The sequence below is a fragment of the Pseudomonas sp. PA27(2017) genome (assembly GCF_001945445.1).
In the GTDB taxonomy this organism is placed as follows: Bacteria; Pseudomonadota; Gammaproteobacteria; order Pseudomonadales; family Pseudomonadaceae; genus Aquipseudomonas.
Window position 1 is genome coordinate 1 of the sequence record NZ_MSXW01000013.1, and the last position, 15,887, is coordinate 15,887.

Genomic DNA, 15,887 nt, shown 5'->3' on the forward strand with positions numbered 1-15,887 from the left:
ACGATGTACGGAACGCCTACCTGACGGGACAGCAGGATGTGCTCACGAGTTTGCGGCATCGGACCATCAGCGGCCGAGCAAACCAGGATAGCGCCGTCCATCTGGGCAGCACCGGTGATCATGTTCTTGACGTAGTCAGCGTGACCCGGGCAGTCAACGTGCGCGTAGTGACGTACGGACGAATCGTACTCTACGTGTGCAGTGTTGATGGTGATACCACGAGCCTTCTCTTCCGGAGCGCTATCGATCTTGTCGAAGTCGACCTTGGCCGAACCGAAAACTTCGGAGCAGACGCGAGTCAGAGCAGCGGTCAGAGTGGTTTTGCCATGGTCAACGTGACCGATGGTGCCAACGTTGACGTGCGGTTTGTTACGTTCGAATTTTTCTTTAGCCACGACAGTGAACCTCTTGCCTAAAGGGCTGAATCAGCCTTGTTTTTTAACCAGAGCTTCGACGATGTTCGCCGGAGCCTCGGAGTACTTGGAGAATTCCATGGAGTAGCTTGCGCGACCCTGGGACATGGAGCGAACGTCGGTTGCGTAACCGAACATCTCACCCAGCGGAACCTCAGCACGGATAACCTTACCGGAAACCGAGTCTTCCATACCCTGGATCAGACCACGACGACGGTTCAGGTCACCCATCACGTCACCCATGTAGTCCTCAGGGGTTACAACTTCTACTTTCATGATCGGCTCAAGCACAACACCGCCGCCCTTCTGGGCCAGCTGCTTGGTCGCCATGGAAGCTGCCACCTTGAACGCCATCTCGTTGGAGTCGACGTCATGGTAGGAACCGTCAAACACGGTCGCCTTAAGGCCGATCAGCGGATAGCCGGCAACGACGCCGTTCTTCATCTGCTCTTCGATACCTTTCTGGATGGCCGGGATGTATTCCTTCGGAACCACACCGCCCACGACTTCGTTGACGAATACCAGACCTTCCTGACCTTCGTCTGCCGGAGCAAAGCGAATCCAGCAGTGACCGAACTGACCACGACCACCGGACTGACGAACGAACTTGCCTTCGATTTCGCAGTTCTTGGTGATCTTCTCGCGGTAGGAAACCTGCGGCTTGCCGATGTTGGCCTCGACGTTGAACTCGCGCTTCATGCGGTCAACGAGGATGTCCAGGTGCAGCTCACCCATACCGGAGATGATGGTCTGGCCAGTCTCTTCGTCGGTCTTGACGCGGAACGACGGGTCTTCCTGAGCGAGCTTGCCCAGTGCGATACCCATCTTCTCCTGGTCAGCCTTGGTCTTCGGCTCAACGGCTACCGAGATAACCGGCTCCGGGAAGTCCATACGCTCGAGGATGATTGGCTTGTCGGCGTTGCACAGGGTGTCACCAGTGGTGACGTCCTTCATGCCGATCAGTGCGGCGATGTCGCCAGCGCGCACTTCCTTGATCTCTTCACGCTGGTTGGCGTGCATCTGCACCATACGACCAACGCGCTCTTTCTTGCCCTTGACCGAGTTGATGACGGAGTCACCGGAGGTCAGGAAGCCGGAGTAGACGCGGACGAAGGTCAGAGTACCCACGAACGGGTCGGTAGCGATCTTGAACGCCAGAGCCGAGAACGGCTCGTCGTCGGAAGCGTGACGCTCGTCGAAGTCGGCGTCGACCAGCTCTTCCTTCGGCTTCTCGATCAGATCAGGGTGGATACCCTTGATCGCCGGGATTTCGGTAGGAGCAGGCAGGAAGTCGATGACCGCGTCGAGAACCAGGGGAACGCCCTTGTTCTTGAACGAGGAACCACAGACGGCCGGAACGATTTCGCTGGCCAGGGTGCGCAGGCGCAGACCGGCTTTGATTTCCTCGACGGAGAGCTCGCCCTCTTCGAGGTACTTGTTCATCAGCTCTTCGTTGGCTTCGGCAGCGGCTTCGACCATGTTGCTGCGCCACTCGTTGGCGAGTTCGAGCATTTCCGCCGGAATTTCTTCCTCGCGGTAGGTGGTGCCCTTGTCGTCATCGTTCCAGTAGATAGCCTTCATCTTGATCAGATCGACCTGACCTTCGAAGTTCTCTTCTGCACCAATGGCCAGCTGGATCGGCACCGGAGTGTGGCCCAGACGGTTCTTGATCTGACCGACGACGCGCAGGAAGTTGGCGCCTGCACGGTCCATCTTGTTGACGTAGACAACGCGCGGTACGCCGTACTTGTTGGCCTGACGCCATACGGTTTCGGACTGCGGCTCGACGCCGGAAGTACCACAGAACACAACGACAGCGCCGTCGAGTACGCGCAGCGAACGCTCTACTTCAATGGTGAAGTCAACGTGGCCGGGGGTATCGATGACGTTTACGCGGTAGTTGTCGTACTGACCACGCGAACCTTTCCAGAAGGTGGTAACGGCAGCGGAGGTAATGGTGATACCACGCTCCTGCTCCTGCACCATCCAGTCGGTAGTGGCTGCACCGTCATGCACCTCACCCATCTTGTGGCTGAGACCTGTGTAGAACAGGATCCGCTCGGTAGTAGTGGTCTTGCCCGCATCGACGTGCGCGCAAATACCAATGTTACGGTAGCGGTTAATTGCTGTATTACGAGCCATAAAGCCCTCGCAAATTGAGTGATGCCGGATTTAGAAACGGTAGTGCGAGAACGCTTTGTTGGCTTCGGCCATACGGTGCACGTCTTCACGCTTCTTGACTGCGGCGCCTTTGCCTTCGGCAGCGTCCAACAGTTCACCAGCCAAACGCAGAGCCATGGATTTCTCGCCACGCTTACGGGCGAAATCCACCAGCCAGCGCATGGCCAGAGCGTTACGACGGGACGGACGAACTTCGACCGGAACCTGGTAAGTAGCACCGCCTACACGGCGCGACTTCACTTCGACCAGCGGAGCGATGGCGTCGAGAGCTTTCTCGAAGATTTCCAGGGGATCGCTGTTCTTACGCTCTTTGACCTTGTCCAGGGCGCCATAAACGATACGCTCGGCAACGGCTTTCTTGCCGCTTTCCATCACGTGGTTCATGAACTTGGCCAGGATTTGGCTTCCGTATTTTGGATCGTCAAGCACTTCGCGCTTGGCTGCTACACGACGTCTTGGCATTTGATAAGCCCTCAAACGGTCTTCAGGTTAGCCCGGAACTGTAACCATCTGGTTACGCCCGACCTTACTCTTATCGACTCAATAAAATTAGAAACTGCATTCAGTACCGACGGCCGATCACTTCGGACGCTTGGTACCGTACTTCGAACGACCCTGGTTACGGCCTTTGACACCCGAGGTGTCCAGCGAGCCGCGAACGGTGTGGTAACGCACACCTGGCAAGTCTTTTACACGACCGCCACGGATCAGCACGACGCTGTGCTCTTGCAGGTTGTGACCTTCACCACCGATGTACGAGGAAACCTCGAAACCATTGGTCAGGCGTACACGGCAAACTTTACGCAGTGCCGAGTTAGGTTTTTTCGGCGTGGTGGTATACACGCGAGTGCACACGCCACGACGCTGGGGGCAGTTCTGCAGCGCAGGTACGTCGGATTTCTCGACGATACGCTTGCGCGGCTGACGCACCAGCTGGTTGATAGTTGCCATCTACTAGCTCCACTGTCCGTCTTTCGACGCTATTTATTTACACCATAAATAAATGGCAGGGCTGAAGCCCTGCCATATTTAGGGGTGCATGAGTCTAAAGAGACTCGCTCCCCCAGTCAAGATACGTTACCCGGCCGCCAGGCAGCCGGGTCGCGCTCTCAATTTTCGCTGGAGTTCAGCGCTTCGGTCAGCGCTGCTTCCACTTCGCTGGCGCTGACGCGCATCGGTTTCTCGGCATCACGCTTGCGCTTGCGCTCGCTGTGATAGGCCAGACCGGTACCCGCCGGGATCAGACGACCCACGACCACGTTCTCTTTCAGACCACGCAGGAAGTCACGCTTGCCGGTAACCGCCGCCTCGGTGAGGACGCGAGTGGTTTCCTGGAAGGATGCCGCCGAGATGAACGACTCGGTGGACAGCGACGCCTTGGTGATACCCAGCAGCACGCGAGTGTACTTGGCAACGAACTTGTCCTCTTCGGCCAGGCGCTCGTTCTCGCCCAGTACCTGAGTGAGCTCCATCTGGTCGCCCTTGATGAAGCTGGAGTCGCCAGACTCGGACACTTCGACCTTGCGCAGCATCTGGCGCAGGATGGTCTCGATGTGCTTGTCGTTGATCTTCACGCCCTGCAGACGGTAAACGTCCTGGATCTCGTTGACGATGTACTTGGCCAACGCGCTGACGCCCAGCAGACGCAGGATGTCGTGCGGATCGCTCGGACCGTCGGAGATGACTTCACCCTTGTTGACTTGCTCACCTTCGAACACGTTCAGGTGACGCCATTTCGGGATCAGCTCTTCGTACGGATCGCTGCCATCGGTCGGCGTGATGACCAGGCGGCGTTTGCCCTTGGTCTCTTTACCGAACGAGATGGTGCCGCTGATTTCCGCCAGGATCGAAGCTTCTTTCGGACGACGCGCTTCGAACAGGTCGGCAACGCGCGGCAGACCACCGGTGATGTCACGGGTCTTCGAGGTTTCCTGCGGGATACGGGCGATAACGTCACCGACCGCAACCTGCGCACCATCAGCCACGCCGACCAGGGCGTTGGCTGGCAGGAAGTACTGAGCCGGTACGTCGGTACCCGGCAGCAGCAGGTCCTTGCCGCTGGCGTCGACCAGCTTGACCGCAGGACGAATGTCCTTGCCGGCGGCTGGACGATCCTTGGCGTCGAGAACCTCGATGTTGGTCAGACCGGTCAGTTCGTCGGTCTGGCGCTTGATGGTGATGCCCTCCTCCATGCCGACGAAGGTAACGGTACCCTTCATTTCGGTCACGATCGGGTGGGTGTGCGGGTCCCACTTGGCGACGATGGCGCCTGCGTCGACCTTGTCACCTTCCTTCACGGAAATGACCGCACCGTACGGCAGCTTGTAGCGCTCGCGCTCACGACCGAACTCGTCGGCAACGGCCAGCTCACCGGAACGCGATACCGCGATCAGGTTGCCGTCCAGACGCTCGACGTGCTTGAGGTTGTGCAGACGAACCGCACCACCGTTCTTCACCTGGACGCTGTCGGCAGCCGAGGTCCGGCTCGCCGCACCACCGATGTGGAAGGTACGCATGGTCAGCTGGGTACCCGGCTCACCAATCGACTGGGCTGCGATAACGCCGACGGCTTCACCGATGTTGATCTGGTGACCGCGAGCCAGGTCGCGGCCGTAGCACTTGGCGCAGATGCCGTAGCGGGTTTCACAGCTGATCGGCGAACGCACGACCACTTCGTCGATGCTGTTCAGCTCGATGAACTCGACCCACTGCTCGTCGACCAGGGTACCGGCCGGAACGATGACGTCTTCGGTGCCAGGCTTGAACACGTCACGGGCGATGACACGGCCCAGTACGCGCTCACCCAGCGGCTCGACCACGTCGCCGCCTTCGATGTGCGGAGTCATGTGCAGACCCTGCTCGGTGCCGCAATCGATCTCGGTCACTACCAGATCCTGGGCCACGTCGACCAGACGACGGGTCAGGTAACCGGAGTTCGCGGTCTTCAGTGCGGTATCCGCCAGACCTTTACGAGCACCGTGAGTGGAGATGAAGTACTGCAGTACCGACAGGCCTTCACGGAAGTTCGCGGTGATCGGCGTCTCGATGATCGAGCCGTCCGGCTTGGCCATCAGACCACGCATACCGGCCAGCTGACGGATCTGCGCAGCGGAACCACGCGCACCGGAGTCGGCCATCATGTACATGGAGTTGAAGGACTCCTGATCGACTTCGTTACCTTCGCGGTCGATGACCTTCTCTTTCGAGAGGTTGGCCATCATCGCCTTGGATACTTCGTCGTTGGCCTTCGACCAGAGGTCGATCACCTTGTTGTACTTCTCGCCCTGGGTAACCAGGCCGGAGGCGTACTGCGATTCGATTTCCTTCACTTCCTCGGTGGCGGCGTCGATGATGCGCGCCTTCTCATCCGGGATGACGAAGTCGTTCACGCCGATCGACACACCGGAGATGGTCGAATAGGCAAAACCGGTGTACATCAGCTGGTCGGCGAAGATGACGGTGTCCTTCAGACCCACGGTGCGGTAGCACTGGTTGATCAGACGGGAGATCGCCTTCTTCTTCATCGACTGGTTGACCACGTCGAACGACAGGCCCGCCGGCACGACCTGGAACAGCAGCGCGCGGCCGACGGTGGTGTCGACGATGCGGGTGTTCTTGGTGATGGTGCCGTCACGGTCTTTGATGACTTCGTTGATGCGCACTTTCACACGGGCGTGCAGGGACGCTTCGCCGGCGCGGAATACTCGGTCGACTTCCTGCAGGTCGGCGAACACGCGACCTTCGCCTTTGGCGTTGATGGCCTCACGGGTCATGTAGTACAGACCCAGTACCACGTCCTGGGACGGTACGATGATTGGCTCACCGTTGGCTGGCGACAGGATGTTGTTGGTCGACATCATCAGCGCGCGCGCTTCGAGCTGGGCTTCCAGCGTCAGCGGCACGTGAACGGCCATCTGGTCACCGTCGAAGTCGGCGTTGTACGCCGCACAAACCAGCGGGTGCAGCTGGATGGCTTTACCTTCGATCAGTACCGGCTCGAACGCCTGGATACCCAGACGGTGAAGCGTCGGTGCACGGTTGAGCAGTACGGGGTGTTCGCGAATCACTTCGGCGAGAACGTCCCACACTTCCGGCAGCTCGCGCTCGACCATCTTCTTGGCGGCCTTGATGGTGGTCGCCAGACCACGCATTTCCAGCTTGCCGAAAATGAACGGCTTGAACAGTTCCAGAGCCATCTTCTTCGGCAGGCCGCACTGGTGCAGGCGCAGAGCCGGGCCTACGGTAATAACCGAACGGCCGGAGTAGTCAACGCGCTTACCGAGCAGGTTCTGACGGAAACGACCCTGCTTACCCTTGATCATGTCAGCCAGGGATTTCAGAGGACGCTTGTTCGAACCGGTGATGGCACGACCGCGACGACCGTTGTCGAGCAGGGCATCGACCGCTTCCTGCAGCATGCGCTTTTCGTTGCGCACGATGATGTCCGGCGCGGACAGATCGAGCAGGCGCTTGAGGCGGTTGTTACGGTTGATGACGCGGCGATACAGGTCGTTCAGGTCGGAGGTGGCGAAACGGCCACCGTCCAGCGGAACGAGCGGACGCAGGTCTGGCGGCAGAACCGGCAGAACGGTCAGCACCATCCACTCTGGCAGGTTGCCGGAGCCCTGGAAGGCTTCCATCAACTTCAGACGCTTGGACAGCTTCTTGATCTTGGTTTCCGAGTTGGTCTGCGGAATCTCTTCGCGCAGGCGACCGATCTCGTGCTCCAGGTCGATAGCGTGCAGCAGCTCGCGAACGGCCTCGGCCCCCATGCGGGCGTCGAAGTCGTCACCGAACTCTTCCAGCGCTTCGAAGTACTGCTCGTCGTTGAGCAGTTGGCCCTTCTCGAGGGTGGTCATGCCCGGATCGATAACCACGTAGCTCTCGAAGTAGAGCACGCGCTCGATATCACGCAGGGTCATGTCCATCAGCAGGCCGATACGGCTCGGCAGGGACTTCAGGAACCAGATGTGGGCAACGGGAGAAGCCAGTTCGATGTGCGCCATGCGCTCACGGCGAACCTTGGCCAGGGCGACTTCGACGCCGCACTTCTCACAGATCACGCCGCGGTGTTTGAGGCGCTTGTACTTACCGCACAGGCACTCGTAATCCTTGACCGGGCCAAAGATCTTGGCGCAGAACAGGCCATCACGCTCAGGTTTGAACGTACGGTAGTTGATGGTTTCCGGCTTTTTAACTTCACCGAACGACCACGAGCGGATCATCTCAGGCGAAGCAAGACCGATGCGAATGGCATCGAACTCTTCGACTTGACCCTGGTTTTTCAGCAAATTCAGTAGGTCTTTCAAGGCCTTTCCTCCTGGCGGAGCAGGCAGCGGGATTTTCGCCCCGCTGCCGATTCACGTCGTGTTATTCGGTTTCCAGATCGATGTCGATACCGAGCGAACGGATCTCTTTGATCAACACGTTGAAGGACTCGGGCATGCCCGGCTCCATGCGGTGATCGCCATCCACGATGTTCTTGTACATCTTGGTACGGCCGTTCACGTCGTCCGACTTGACGGTCAACATCTCCTGCAGGGTGTAGGCGGCGCCGTATGCTTCCAGAGCCCAGACCTCCATCTCCCCGAAGCGCTGACCACCGAACTGCGCCTTACCACCCAGCGGCTGCTGGGTAACCAGGCTGTAGGAACCGGTAGAACGAGCGTGCATCTTGTCGTCCACCAAGTGGTTCAGTTTCAGCATGTACATGTAACCGACCGTGGTCGGGCGCTCGAACTGGTTGCCGGTACGACCGTCGAACAGGCGCATCTGGCCGCTCTCCGGCAGATCAGCCAGCTTCAGCATGGCCTTGATCTCTTTCTCCTTGGCACCGTCGAACACCGGCGTGGCCATCGGAACGCCCTTGCGCAGGTTGTTGGCCAGAGCCAGAACTTCCTGGTCGCTCAGCTCGTCGAGGTTTTCCTGGCGACCACCGATCTCGTTGTAGATCTCGCTCAGGAAGCCTCGCAGCTCAGCGATCTTGCGCTGCTCTTCGAGCATCAGGTTGATCTTCTCTCCCAGGCCCTTGGCCGCCAGGCCCAGGTGGGTTTCGAGGATCTGACCGACGTTCATACGCGACGGTACGCCCAGCGGGTTGAGGACGATATCCACCGGCGTGCCGTTGGCATCGTGCGGCATGTCTTCAACCGGCATGATCACCGAGACCACACCCTTGTTACCGTGACGACCGGCCATCTTGTCACCCGGCTGGATGCGACGGCGGATGGCCAGGTAGACCTTGACGATCTTCAGTACGCCCGGTGCCAGGTCATCGCCCTGCTGCAGCTTGCGTTTCTTGTCTTCGAACTTGTCGTCGAGCAGCTGACGGCGGTCGGAGATGTAGGCCTGGGCCTTTTCCAACTGCTCGTTCAGGGCGTCGTCGGCCATGCGCAGCTTGAACCACTGGCCACGCTCCAGGCCGTCGAGCACTTCATCAGTGATCTCGGCACCTTTCTTCAGGCCAGCGCCGCCTTCGGCGACCTTGCCAACCAGTGCAGCGCGCAGACGCTCGAAGGTCGCGCCTTCGACGATGCGGAACTCTTCGTTCAGGTCCTTGCGGATCTCGTCCAGCTGGCTCTTCTCGATCGACAGGGCGCGCGCATCGCGCTCCACGCCGTCACGGGTGAAGACCTGTACGTCGATGACGGTACCCTTGGTGCCGGTCGGCACGCGCAGGGAGGTGTCCTTAACGTCGCTGGCCTTCTCACCGAAGATCGCGCGCAGCAGCTTTTCTTCCGGAGTCAGCTGGGTCTCGCCTTTCGGGGTGACCTTGCCGACCAGGATGTCGCCCGGGCCGACTTCAGCGCCGACGTAGACGATACCCGCTTCGTCGAGCTTGTTCAGTGCAGCCTCACCCACGTTCGGGATGTCCGCAGAGATTTCCTCTGGGCCGAGCTTGGTGTCACGGGCCACACAGGTCAGTTCCTGGATGTGGATCGTGGTGAAGCGGTCTTCCTGAACCACGCGCTCGGAGAGCAGGATGGAGTCTTCGAAGTTGTAACCGTTCCACGGCATGAACGCGACGCGCATGTTCTGACCCAGCGCCAGTTCACCCATGTCGGTGGACGGGCCGTCGGCCATGATGTCGCCACGTGCCACCACGTCACCTTTCTGCACCAGCGGACGCTGGTTGATGCAGGTGTTCTGGTTGGAGCGGGTGTATTTGGTCAGGTTGTAGATGTCCACACCGGCTTCACCGGTTTCGACTTCGTCATCGGCAACACGAACCACGATACGGCTGGCGTCGACGGAGTCGATCACACCGCCGCGACGAGCGACCACGCAGACACCGGAGTCACGGGCGACGTTGCGCTCCATGCCGGTACCGACCAGCGGCTTGTCCGAACGCAGGGTCGGTACAGCCTGACGCTGCATGTTCGAACCCATGAGTGCACGGTTGGCGTCGTCGTGCTCGAGGAACGGGATCAGCGAGGCAGCGACGGAAACGACCTGCTTCGGCGAAACGTCCATCAGGGTGACGTCTTCCGGCGCCTTGACGGTGAACTCGTTCAGGTGACGTACGGCAACCAGCTCGTCGATCAGCTGACCCTTGTCGTTCAGGGTCGCGGACGCCTGGGCGATCACGTGGTCGGCTTCTTCGATGGCGGACAGGAACACGATCTCGTCGGTGACCTGGCCTTCCTTGACCACACGGTACGGGCTTTCCAGGAAGCCATACTGGTTGGTACGGGCGTAGGCCGCCAGGGAGTTGATCAGACCGATGTTCGGACCTTCCGGCGTTTCGATCGGGCACACGCGGCCGTAGTGGGTCGGATGTACGTCACGGACTTCGAAGCCGGCGCGCTCACGGGTCAGACCGCCCGGGCCGAGTGCGGAGACACGGCGCTTGTGGGTGATCTCGGAGAGCGGGTTGTTCTGGTCCATGAACTGGGAAAGCTGGCTGGAACCGAAGAACTCCTTCACCGCCGCCGCAACCGGCTTGGCGTTGATCAGGTCCTGCGGCATCAGGCCTTCGCTTTCGGCCATCGACAGACGTTCCTTGACCGCACGCTCGACGCGCACCAGACCAACGCGGAACTGGTTCTCGGCCATCTCGCCGACGCAACGCACACGGCGGTTACCCAGGTGGTCGATGTCATCGACGATGCCCTTGCCGTTACGGATGTCGACCAGGGTCTTGAGCACTTCGACGATGTCTTCGCGGCTCAACACGCCCGAACCTTCGATCTCGGTACGACCGATACGACGGTTGAACTTCATGCGGCCAACGGCGGACAGGTCGTAACGCTCGGCGCTGAAGAACAGGTTGTTGAACAGGGTCTCGGCGGCATCCTTGGTTGGTGGCTCGCCAGGACGCATCATGCGATAGATTTCGACCAGCGCTTCGAGCTGGTTAGTGGTGCTGTCGATTTTCAGCGTGTCGCTGATGAACGGACCACAGTCGATATCGTTGGTGTACAGGGTCTCGATGCGAACGACCTGAGCCTTGGCGATCTTGGCCAGCAGTTCGACGCTCAGCTCGGTGTTGCACTCGGCGAGGATCTCGCCGGTAGCCGGGTGCACGATCGCCTTGGCGGTGGTGCGGCCAATCAGGTAGTCGAACGGTACGTCCAGCTCCTTGATGCCAGCCTTGTCCAGCTGGTTGATGTGGCGAGCGGTAATACGACGACCCTGCTCGACGATCACCTTGCCGCTGCCATCCTTGATGTCCTGGCTGGCGATTTCACCGCGCAGACGCTGCGGTACCAGCTCCAGGCTCAGGCCTTCGGCTTTCACATGGAAAACGTTGGTGGTGTAGAAGGCATCGAGCACTTCTTCGGTGCTGTAGCCCAGTGCGCGCAGCAGTACCGAGGCCGGCAGCTTGCGGCGACGGTCGATACGCACGAATACCGCGTCTTTCGGGTCGAACTCGAAGTCCAGCCAGGAACCACGGTAAGGAATGATGCGCGCGGAGTACAGCAGCTTGCCCGAGCTGTGCGTCTTGCCACGGTCGTGGTCGAAGAACACACCTGGGGAACGGTGCAGCTGGGAAACGATCACGCGCTCGGTACCGTTGATGACGAAGGTACCGTTCTCGGTCATGAGCGGAATTTCGCCCATGTACACTTCCTGCTCTTTGATGTCCTTGATCGCTTTGTTCGACGATTCTTTGTCGAAAATGATCAGGCGCACTTTCACGCGCAGCGGCACTGCGAAGGTCACACCACGCAGCACGCACTCTTTGACGTCGAACGCCGGCTCACCCAGACGGTAGCCGACGTATTCCAGAGCAGCGTTGCCGGAGTAGCTGATGATCGGGAATACAGATTTGAAGGCCGCATGCAGGCCGATGTCGCGGAACTGTTCCTTGCTCGCGCCTTGCTGCAGGAATTCGCGGTACGAATCCAGCTGGATGGCCAGGAGGTAAGGCACATCCATGACATCCGGCAACTTGCTAAAGTCCTTGCGGATACGTTTTTTCTCAGTGTATGAGTAAGCCATCAGCGTTCCCCAGCTTGGTCACCTGCTTATTTGGCTTCTCCGACGGGAGCAGCCAGAAACTCGTGCAAACCCTAGGTTTGCTCCACCTCGTTGGTGGGTTTTTCACGCTCCAGGCCAAGGCTGTGGAACAGCCGAACTAGAACGGAAAAAGGCCGGTGGCAAGAGCCACCAGCCGTCAGCCTTGTGCGAGTCGCGCGGGCTGTAGACGCAAGGTCGTCGCTTACTTGAGCTCGACTTTGGCGCCTGCTTCTTCCAGAGCTTTCTTGGCAGCTTCGGCTTCGTCTTTCGACACGCCTTCTTTGACCACGCCAGGAGCGCCGTCAACTACTGCTTTGGCTTCTTTCAGACCCAGACCGGTCAGTTCGCGAACTGCCTTGATCACGTTCACTTTCTTGTCGCCAGCTTCAGCCAGAACGACGGTGAACTCGGTCTGCTCTTCAGCAGCGGCAGCAGCCGGGCCAGCAGCGGCAACGGTGGCAGCAGCAGCGGTAACGCCGAAGGTTTCTTCCATCGCTTTGATCAGCTCGACGATTTCCATAACGGATTTCTGGCCGATCGCTTCGATGATTTGCTCGTTAGTCAGAGACATGACTATCAATTCCTGTATTGGGGTGACGGCCTACGCGACCATCAAATTAAACATGTGATTTCGAAAGGTGCTACGCGGCCTTAGGCAGCGGCGGCTTCTTTCTGGTCGCGAATGGCTGCCAGAGTGCGAGCGAGCTTGCTGGTGGCGCCTTGGATAACGCTCATCAGCTGTGCGATACCCTCGTCGCGGGTCGGCAGGCTTGCCAGTACGTCGATCTGATTGGCTGCAAGGTACTTGCCCTCGAACGCAGCTGCTTTGATCTCGAACTTGTCCTGACCCTTGGCGAAATCCTTGAACAGACGGGCAGCGGCGCCCGGGTGCTGGTTGGAGAACGCAATCAGGGTCGGGCCTTTGAACACGTCGTTGAGCACGTCGTACTGAGTGCCTTCAACGGCGCGCTTGAGCAGGGTGTTACGTACGACACGTACGTATACGCCAGCTTCGCGGGCCTCTTTACGGAGTCCGGTCATCGCACCTACGGTCACGCCACGGGCATCGGCCACGACAGCGGACAGGGCAGCTTTGGCAGCCTCGTTGACTTCAGCGACGATGGCCTTCTTGTCTTCGAGTTTAATTGCCACGGGTTTACTCCTGGATGTTACCGTTTCGCCCAGCCTAGGCCGGACGGCGTTTTGGTGTCTGATTCGGTAAGAATCGGGAGCACCATCTGCGTAGGGTTGAAGATCGCTCTTCGGGTTTGAGACTTGCGCCCCCTACGGTCTTGGATAGCCCCCGCCAGGCAGGGACCCCAATTTTTCGCAGCAGGCGCACCAGGTGCGCCTGCCGTCATGCATTAAGCGTCCAGCGAACCTTGATCGATCAGCAGACCTGGGCCCATGGTGGTGCTCAGGGTCACGCGCTTGACGTAGACACCTTTCGAGGTCGACGGCTTCAGGCGCTTCAGATCGGCCAGCAGCGCTTCCACGTTCTGCTTCAGCTTGTCGGCTTCGAAGCCAACCTTGCCGACGGAACCGTGGATGATGCCGTTCTTGTCGGTACGGAAACGTACCTGACCAGCCTTGGCATTCTTGACTGCGGTAGCGACGTCCGGGGTTACGGTGCCGACTTTCGGGTTAGGCATCAGGCCACGCGGGCCGAGTACCTGGCCCAGCTGGCCAACAACGCGCATGGCATCCGGGGAAGCGATGACGACGTCATAGTTCAGGTCGCCGCCTTTCATTTCGGCAGCCAGATCGTCCATACCTACGCGATCAGCACCGGCAGCCAGAGCAGCTTCAGCGCCCGGACCTTGAGTGAAGACAGCGACGCGAACGGTTTTGCCGCTGCCGTTAGGCAGAACGGTGGCACCACGAACGACCTGATCGGATTTACGCGGGTCAACGCCGAGGTTGATGGAAATATCAACGGACTCGGAGAACTTGACTGCGGAAATTTCGGCCAGCAGCGCAGCAGCATCGTTGAAGCTGTAGGCTTTGCCCGGCTCGATTTTGGCTGCGATAGCCTTTTGACGCTTGGTCAGCTTAGCCATTACACGCCCTCCACGTTGAGGCCCATGCTACGAGCAGAACCGGCGATGGTGCGCACGGCTGCATCCATATCAGCTGCAGTCAGATCAGCCTGCTTGGTCTTGGCGATCTCTTCGAGCTGGGCACGGGTAACGGTGCCGACCTTGACAGTGTTCGGACGAGCCGAACCGCTGGTCAGACCAGCTGCTTTCTTCAGCAGCACGGAAGCCGGGGTGCTCTTGGTTTCGAACGTGAAGCTACGGTCACTGTATACAGTGATGATCACTGGAGTCGGCAGACCAGGTTCCATGCCCTGGGTCTTGGCGTTGAACGCCTTGCAGAATTCCATGATGTTGACGCCGTGCTGGCCCAGAGCGGGACCAACGGGTGGCGACGGGTTGGCCTGACCGGCCTTTACTTGCAGCTTGATATAAGCCGTGATTTTCTTAGCCATTAGCTACTCCAGTTACGGGTTCTAGCGCCTTTCAGCTCCCCGACTATTGCCTGTTTATCCCAGTGACAACAAAACCCCGCAGCCTATGACTGCGGGGTATGGGATGCGTGTGTCAGTTACGACTTCTCGACCTGACTGAACTCCAGCTCGACCGGAGTGGCACGACCGAAAATGGTCACCGCCACCTGGATACGGCTCTTCTCGTAATTCACTTCTTCGACGACGCCACTGAAATCAGCGAACGGACCATCGATAACACGAACCATCTCGCCCGGCTCGAACAGCGTCTTGGGCTTGGGCTTGTCACCACTATCGGCGACACGACGCAGAATGGCGTCAGCTTCTTTCTCGGTGATCGGCGCCGGCTTGTCGGCAGTACCACCGATGAAACCCATCACTCGGGGCGTATCCTTGATCAAGTGCCAAGTCGCCTCGTTCATTTCCATCTGCACCAGCACGTAGCCTGGAAAGAACTTGCGCTCACTCTTGCGCTTCTGGCCGTTACGCATCTCCACCACTTCTTCGGTGGGGACCAGAATTTCGCCGAACTCATCTTCCATTCCGGCGAATTTTACGCGCTCGATCAGCGAACGCATTACATGCTTCTCGTAACCCGAGTAAGCATGCACAACGTACCAACGCTTAGCCACGGGACACCCTATCTCAACTTACAATAAACGACACAAGCCAACCGAGGAGCGAATCGAGCCCCCAGAGCACCAGAGCCATGACAAGCACGACCAGGACGACGATCAGCGTGGTTTGCGTGGTTTCCTGACGGGTCGGCCAGACAACCTTGCGAATCTCGACGCGAGCTTCTTTTGCCAGACCGAAGAAGGACTGGCCTTTTGCCGTTTGCAATGCGATCAGCGCAGCGACGACCGCCAGCACCAGCAAAGCAACGACACGATACAGAATCGGCTCACCCGAAAAGTACTGATTACCGACCACTCCAGCGACCACGAGCAGGGCCACCGCGATCCACTTGAGCAGATCAAAACGAGAGTCTTTGGCTTCAGCCTTAACATTCATGAACAAGGATCCTGTGAGAAGACACGCCAAATTCGTTAGAAAATGGCAGGTCAGGAGGGAATCGAACCCCCAACCTGCGGTTTTGGAGACCGCCGCTCTGCCAATTGAGCTACTGACCTAGAACAAAATCAGGCCGACCATTATGCCGGCCTGAGGGGGACAGATCAATCGATTATTCGACGATCTTTGCTACAACACCAGCACCAACGGTACGACCACCTTCGCGAATGGCGAAGCGCAGGCCGTCTTCCATGGCGATCGGCTTGATCAGGGTGACAACCATTTTGATGTTGTCGCCCGGCATTACC

12 protein-coding genes, 1 tRNA gene and 1 pseudogene are annotated in these 15,887 nt (G+C 59.0%); all 14 read right to left on the bottom strand.

Annotated features, from left to right (window positions below; translation table 11 throughout):
* Window positions 1-395 (bottom strand): GTP-binding protein (locus BVH06_RS06460; RefSeq protein WP_139315589.1); only part of this gene is annotated, 395 nt, incomplete at its 3' end.
* Window positions 396-425: 30 nt separating this feature from the next.
* Window positions 426-2,555: an elongation factor G gene (fusA, locus tag BVH06_RS06465; RefSeq protein ID WP_074890258.1), complete on the bottom strand. Its 2,130-nt coding sequence runs from the start codon at window positions 2,553-2,555 to the stop codon at window positions 426-428.
* Between the two features lie 30 nt (window positions 2,556-2,585).
* Window positions 2,586-3,056, bottom strand: coding sequence for a 30S ribosomal protein S7 (gene rpsG, locus BVH06_RS06470; RefSeq protein WP_010490886.1), 471 nt, complete (start codon window positions 3,054-3,056; stop codon window positions 2,586-2,588).
* A gap of 117 nt (window positions 3,057-3,173) precedes the next feature.
* Complete coding sequence (rpsL, locus tag BVH06_RS06475; protein WP_003186084.1) at window positions 3,174-3,545, bottom strand: 30S ribosomal protein S12; 372 nt, start codon at window positions 3,543-3,545, stop codon at window positions 3,174-3,176.
* Window positions 3,546-3,703: 158 nt separating this feature from the next.
* Window positions 3,704-7,903: a DNA-directed RNA polymerase subunit beta' gene (rpoC, locus tag BVH06_RS06480; protein WP_075931515.1), complete on the bottom strand. Its 4,200-nt coding sequence runs from the start codon at window positions 7,901-7,903 to the stop codon at window positions 3,704-3,706.
* A gap of 61 nt (window positions 7,904-7,964) precedes the next feature.
* Window positions 7,965-12,038, bottom strand: coding sequence for a DNA-directed RNA polymerase subunit beta (rpoB, locus tag BVH06_RS06485; protein ID WP_075931514.1), 4,074 nt, complete (start codon window positions 12,036-12,038; stop codon window positions 7,965-7,967).
* A gap of 220 nt (window positions 12,039-12,258) precedes the next feature.
* Window positions 12,259-12,627: a 50S ribosomal protein L7/L12 gene (rplL, locus tag BVH06_RS06490; RefSeq protein WP_074890265.1), complete on the bottom strand. Its 369-nt coding sequence runs from the start codon at window positions 12,625-12,627 to the stop codon at window positions 12,259-12,261.
* Window positions 12,628-12,707: 80 nt separating this feature from the next.
* Window positions 12,708-13,208, bottom strand: coding sequence for a 50S ribosomal protein L10 (gene rplJ / locus BVH06_RS06495; RefSeq protein WP_075931513.1), 501 nt, complete (start codon window positions 13,206-13,208; stop codon window positions 12,708-12,710).
* Window positions 13,209-13,420: 212 nt separating this feature from the next.
* The gene (rplA, locus tag BVH06_RS06500; RefSeq protein ID WP_070887121.1) at window positions 13,421-14,116 is read right to left on the bottom strand and encodes a 50S ribosomal protein L1; all 696 of its coding nucleotides are present in this window, start codon (window positions 14,114-14,116) and stop codon (window positions 13,421-13,423) included.
* Window positions 14,116-14,547 (bottom strand): 50S ribosomal protein L11, encoded by a 432-nt coding sequence (gene rplK, locus BVH06_RS06505; RefSeq protein WP_013789749.1) that lies wholly within the window; start codon window positions 14,545-14,547, stop codon window positions 14,116-14,118. The genes rplA and rplK overlap by 1 nt, the downstream gene beginning before the upstream one ends.
* A gap of 116 nt (window positions 14,548-14,663) precedes the next feature.
* Complete coding sequence (gene nusG, locus BVH06_RS06510; protein WP_013789748.1) at window positions 14,664-15,197, bottom strand: transcription termination/antitermination protein NusG; 534 nt, start codon at window positions 15,195-15,197, stop codon at window positions 14,664-14,666.
* Between the two features lie 13 nt (window positions 15,198-15,210).
* A complete protein-coding gene (gene secE, locus BVH06_RS06515; RefSeq protein ID WP_075933571.1) occupies window positions 15,211-15,579 on the bottom strand; it encodes a preprotein translocase subunit SecE in 369 nt (122 codons plus the stop codon).
* Window positions 15,580-15,622: 43 nt separating this feature from the next.
* A tRNA-Trp gene (locus tag BVH06_RS06520) sits at window positions 15,623-15,698 on the bottom strand.
* A 53-nt stretch (window positions 15,699-15,751) separates the two neighbouring features.
* A pseudogene (gene tuf / locus BVH06_RS06525) lies at window positions 15,752-15,887 on the bottom strand (elongation factor Tu); the annotation flags it as partial.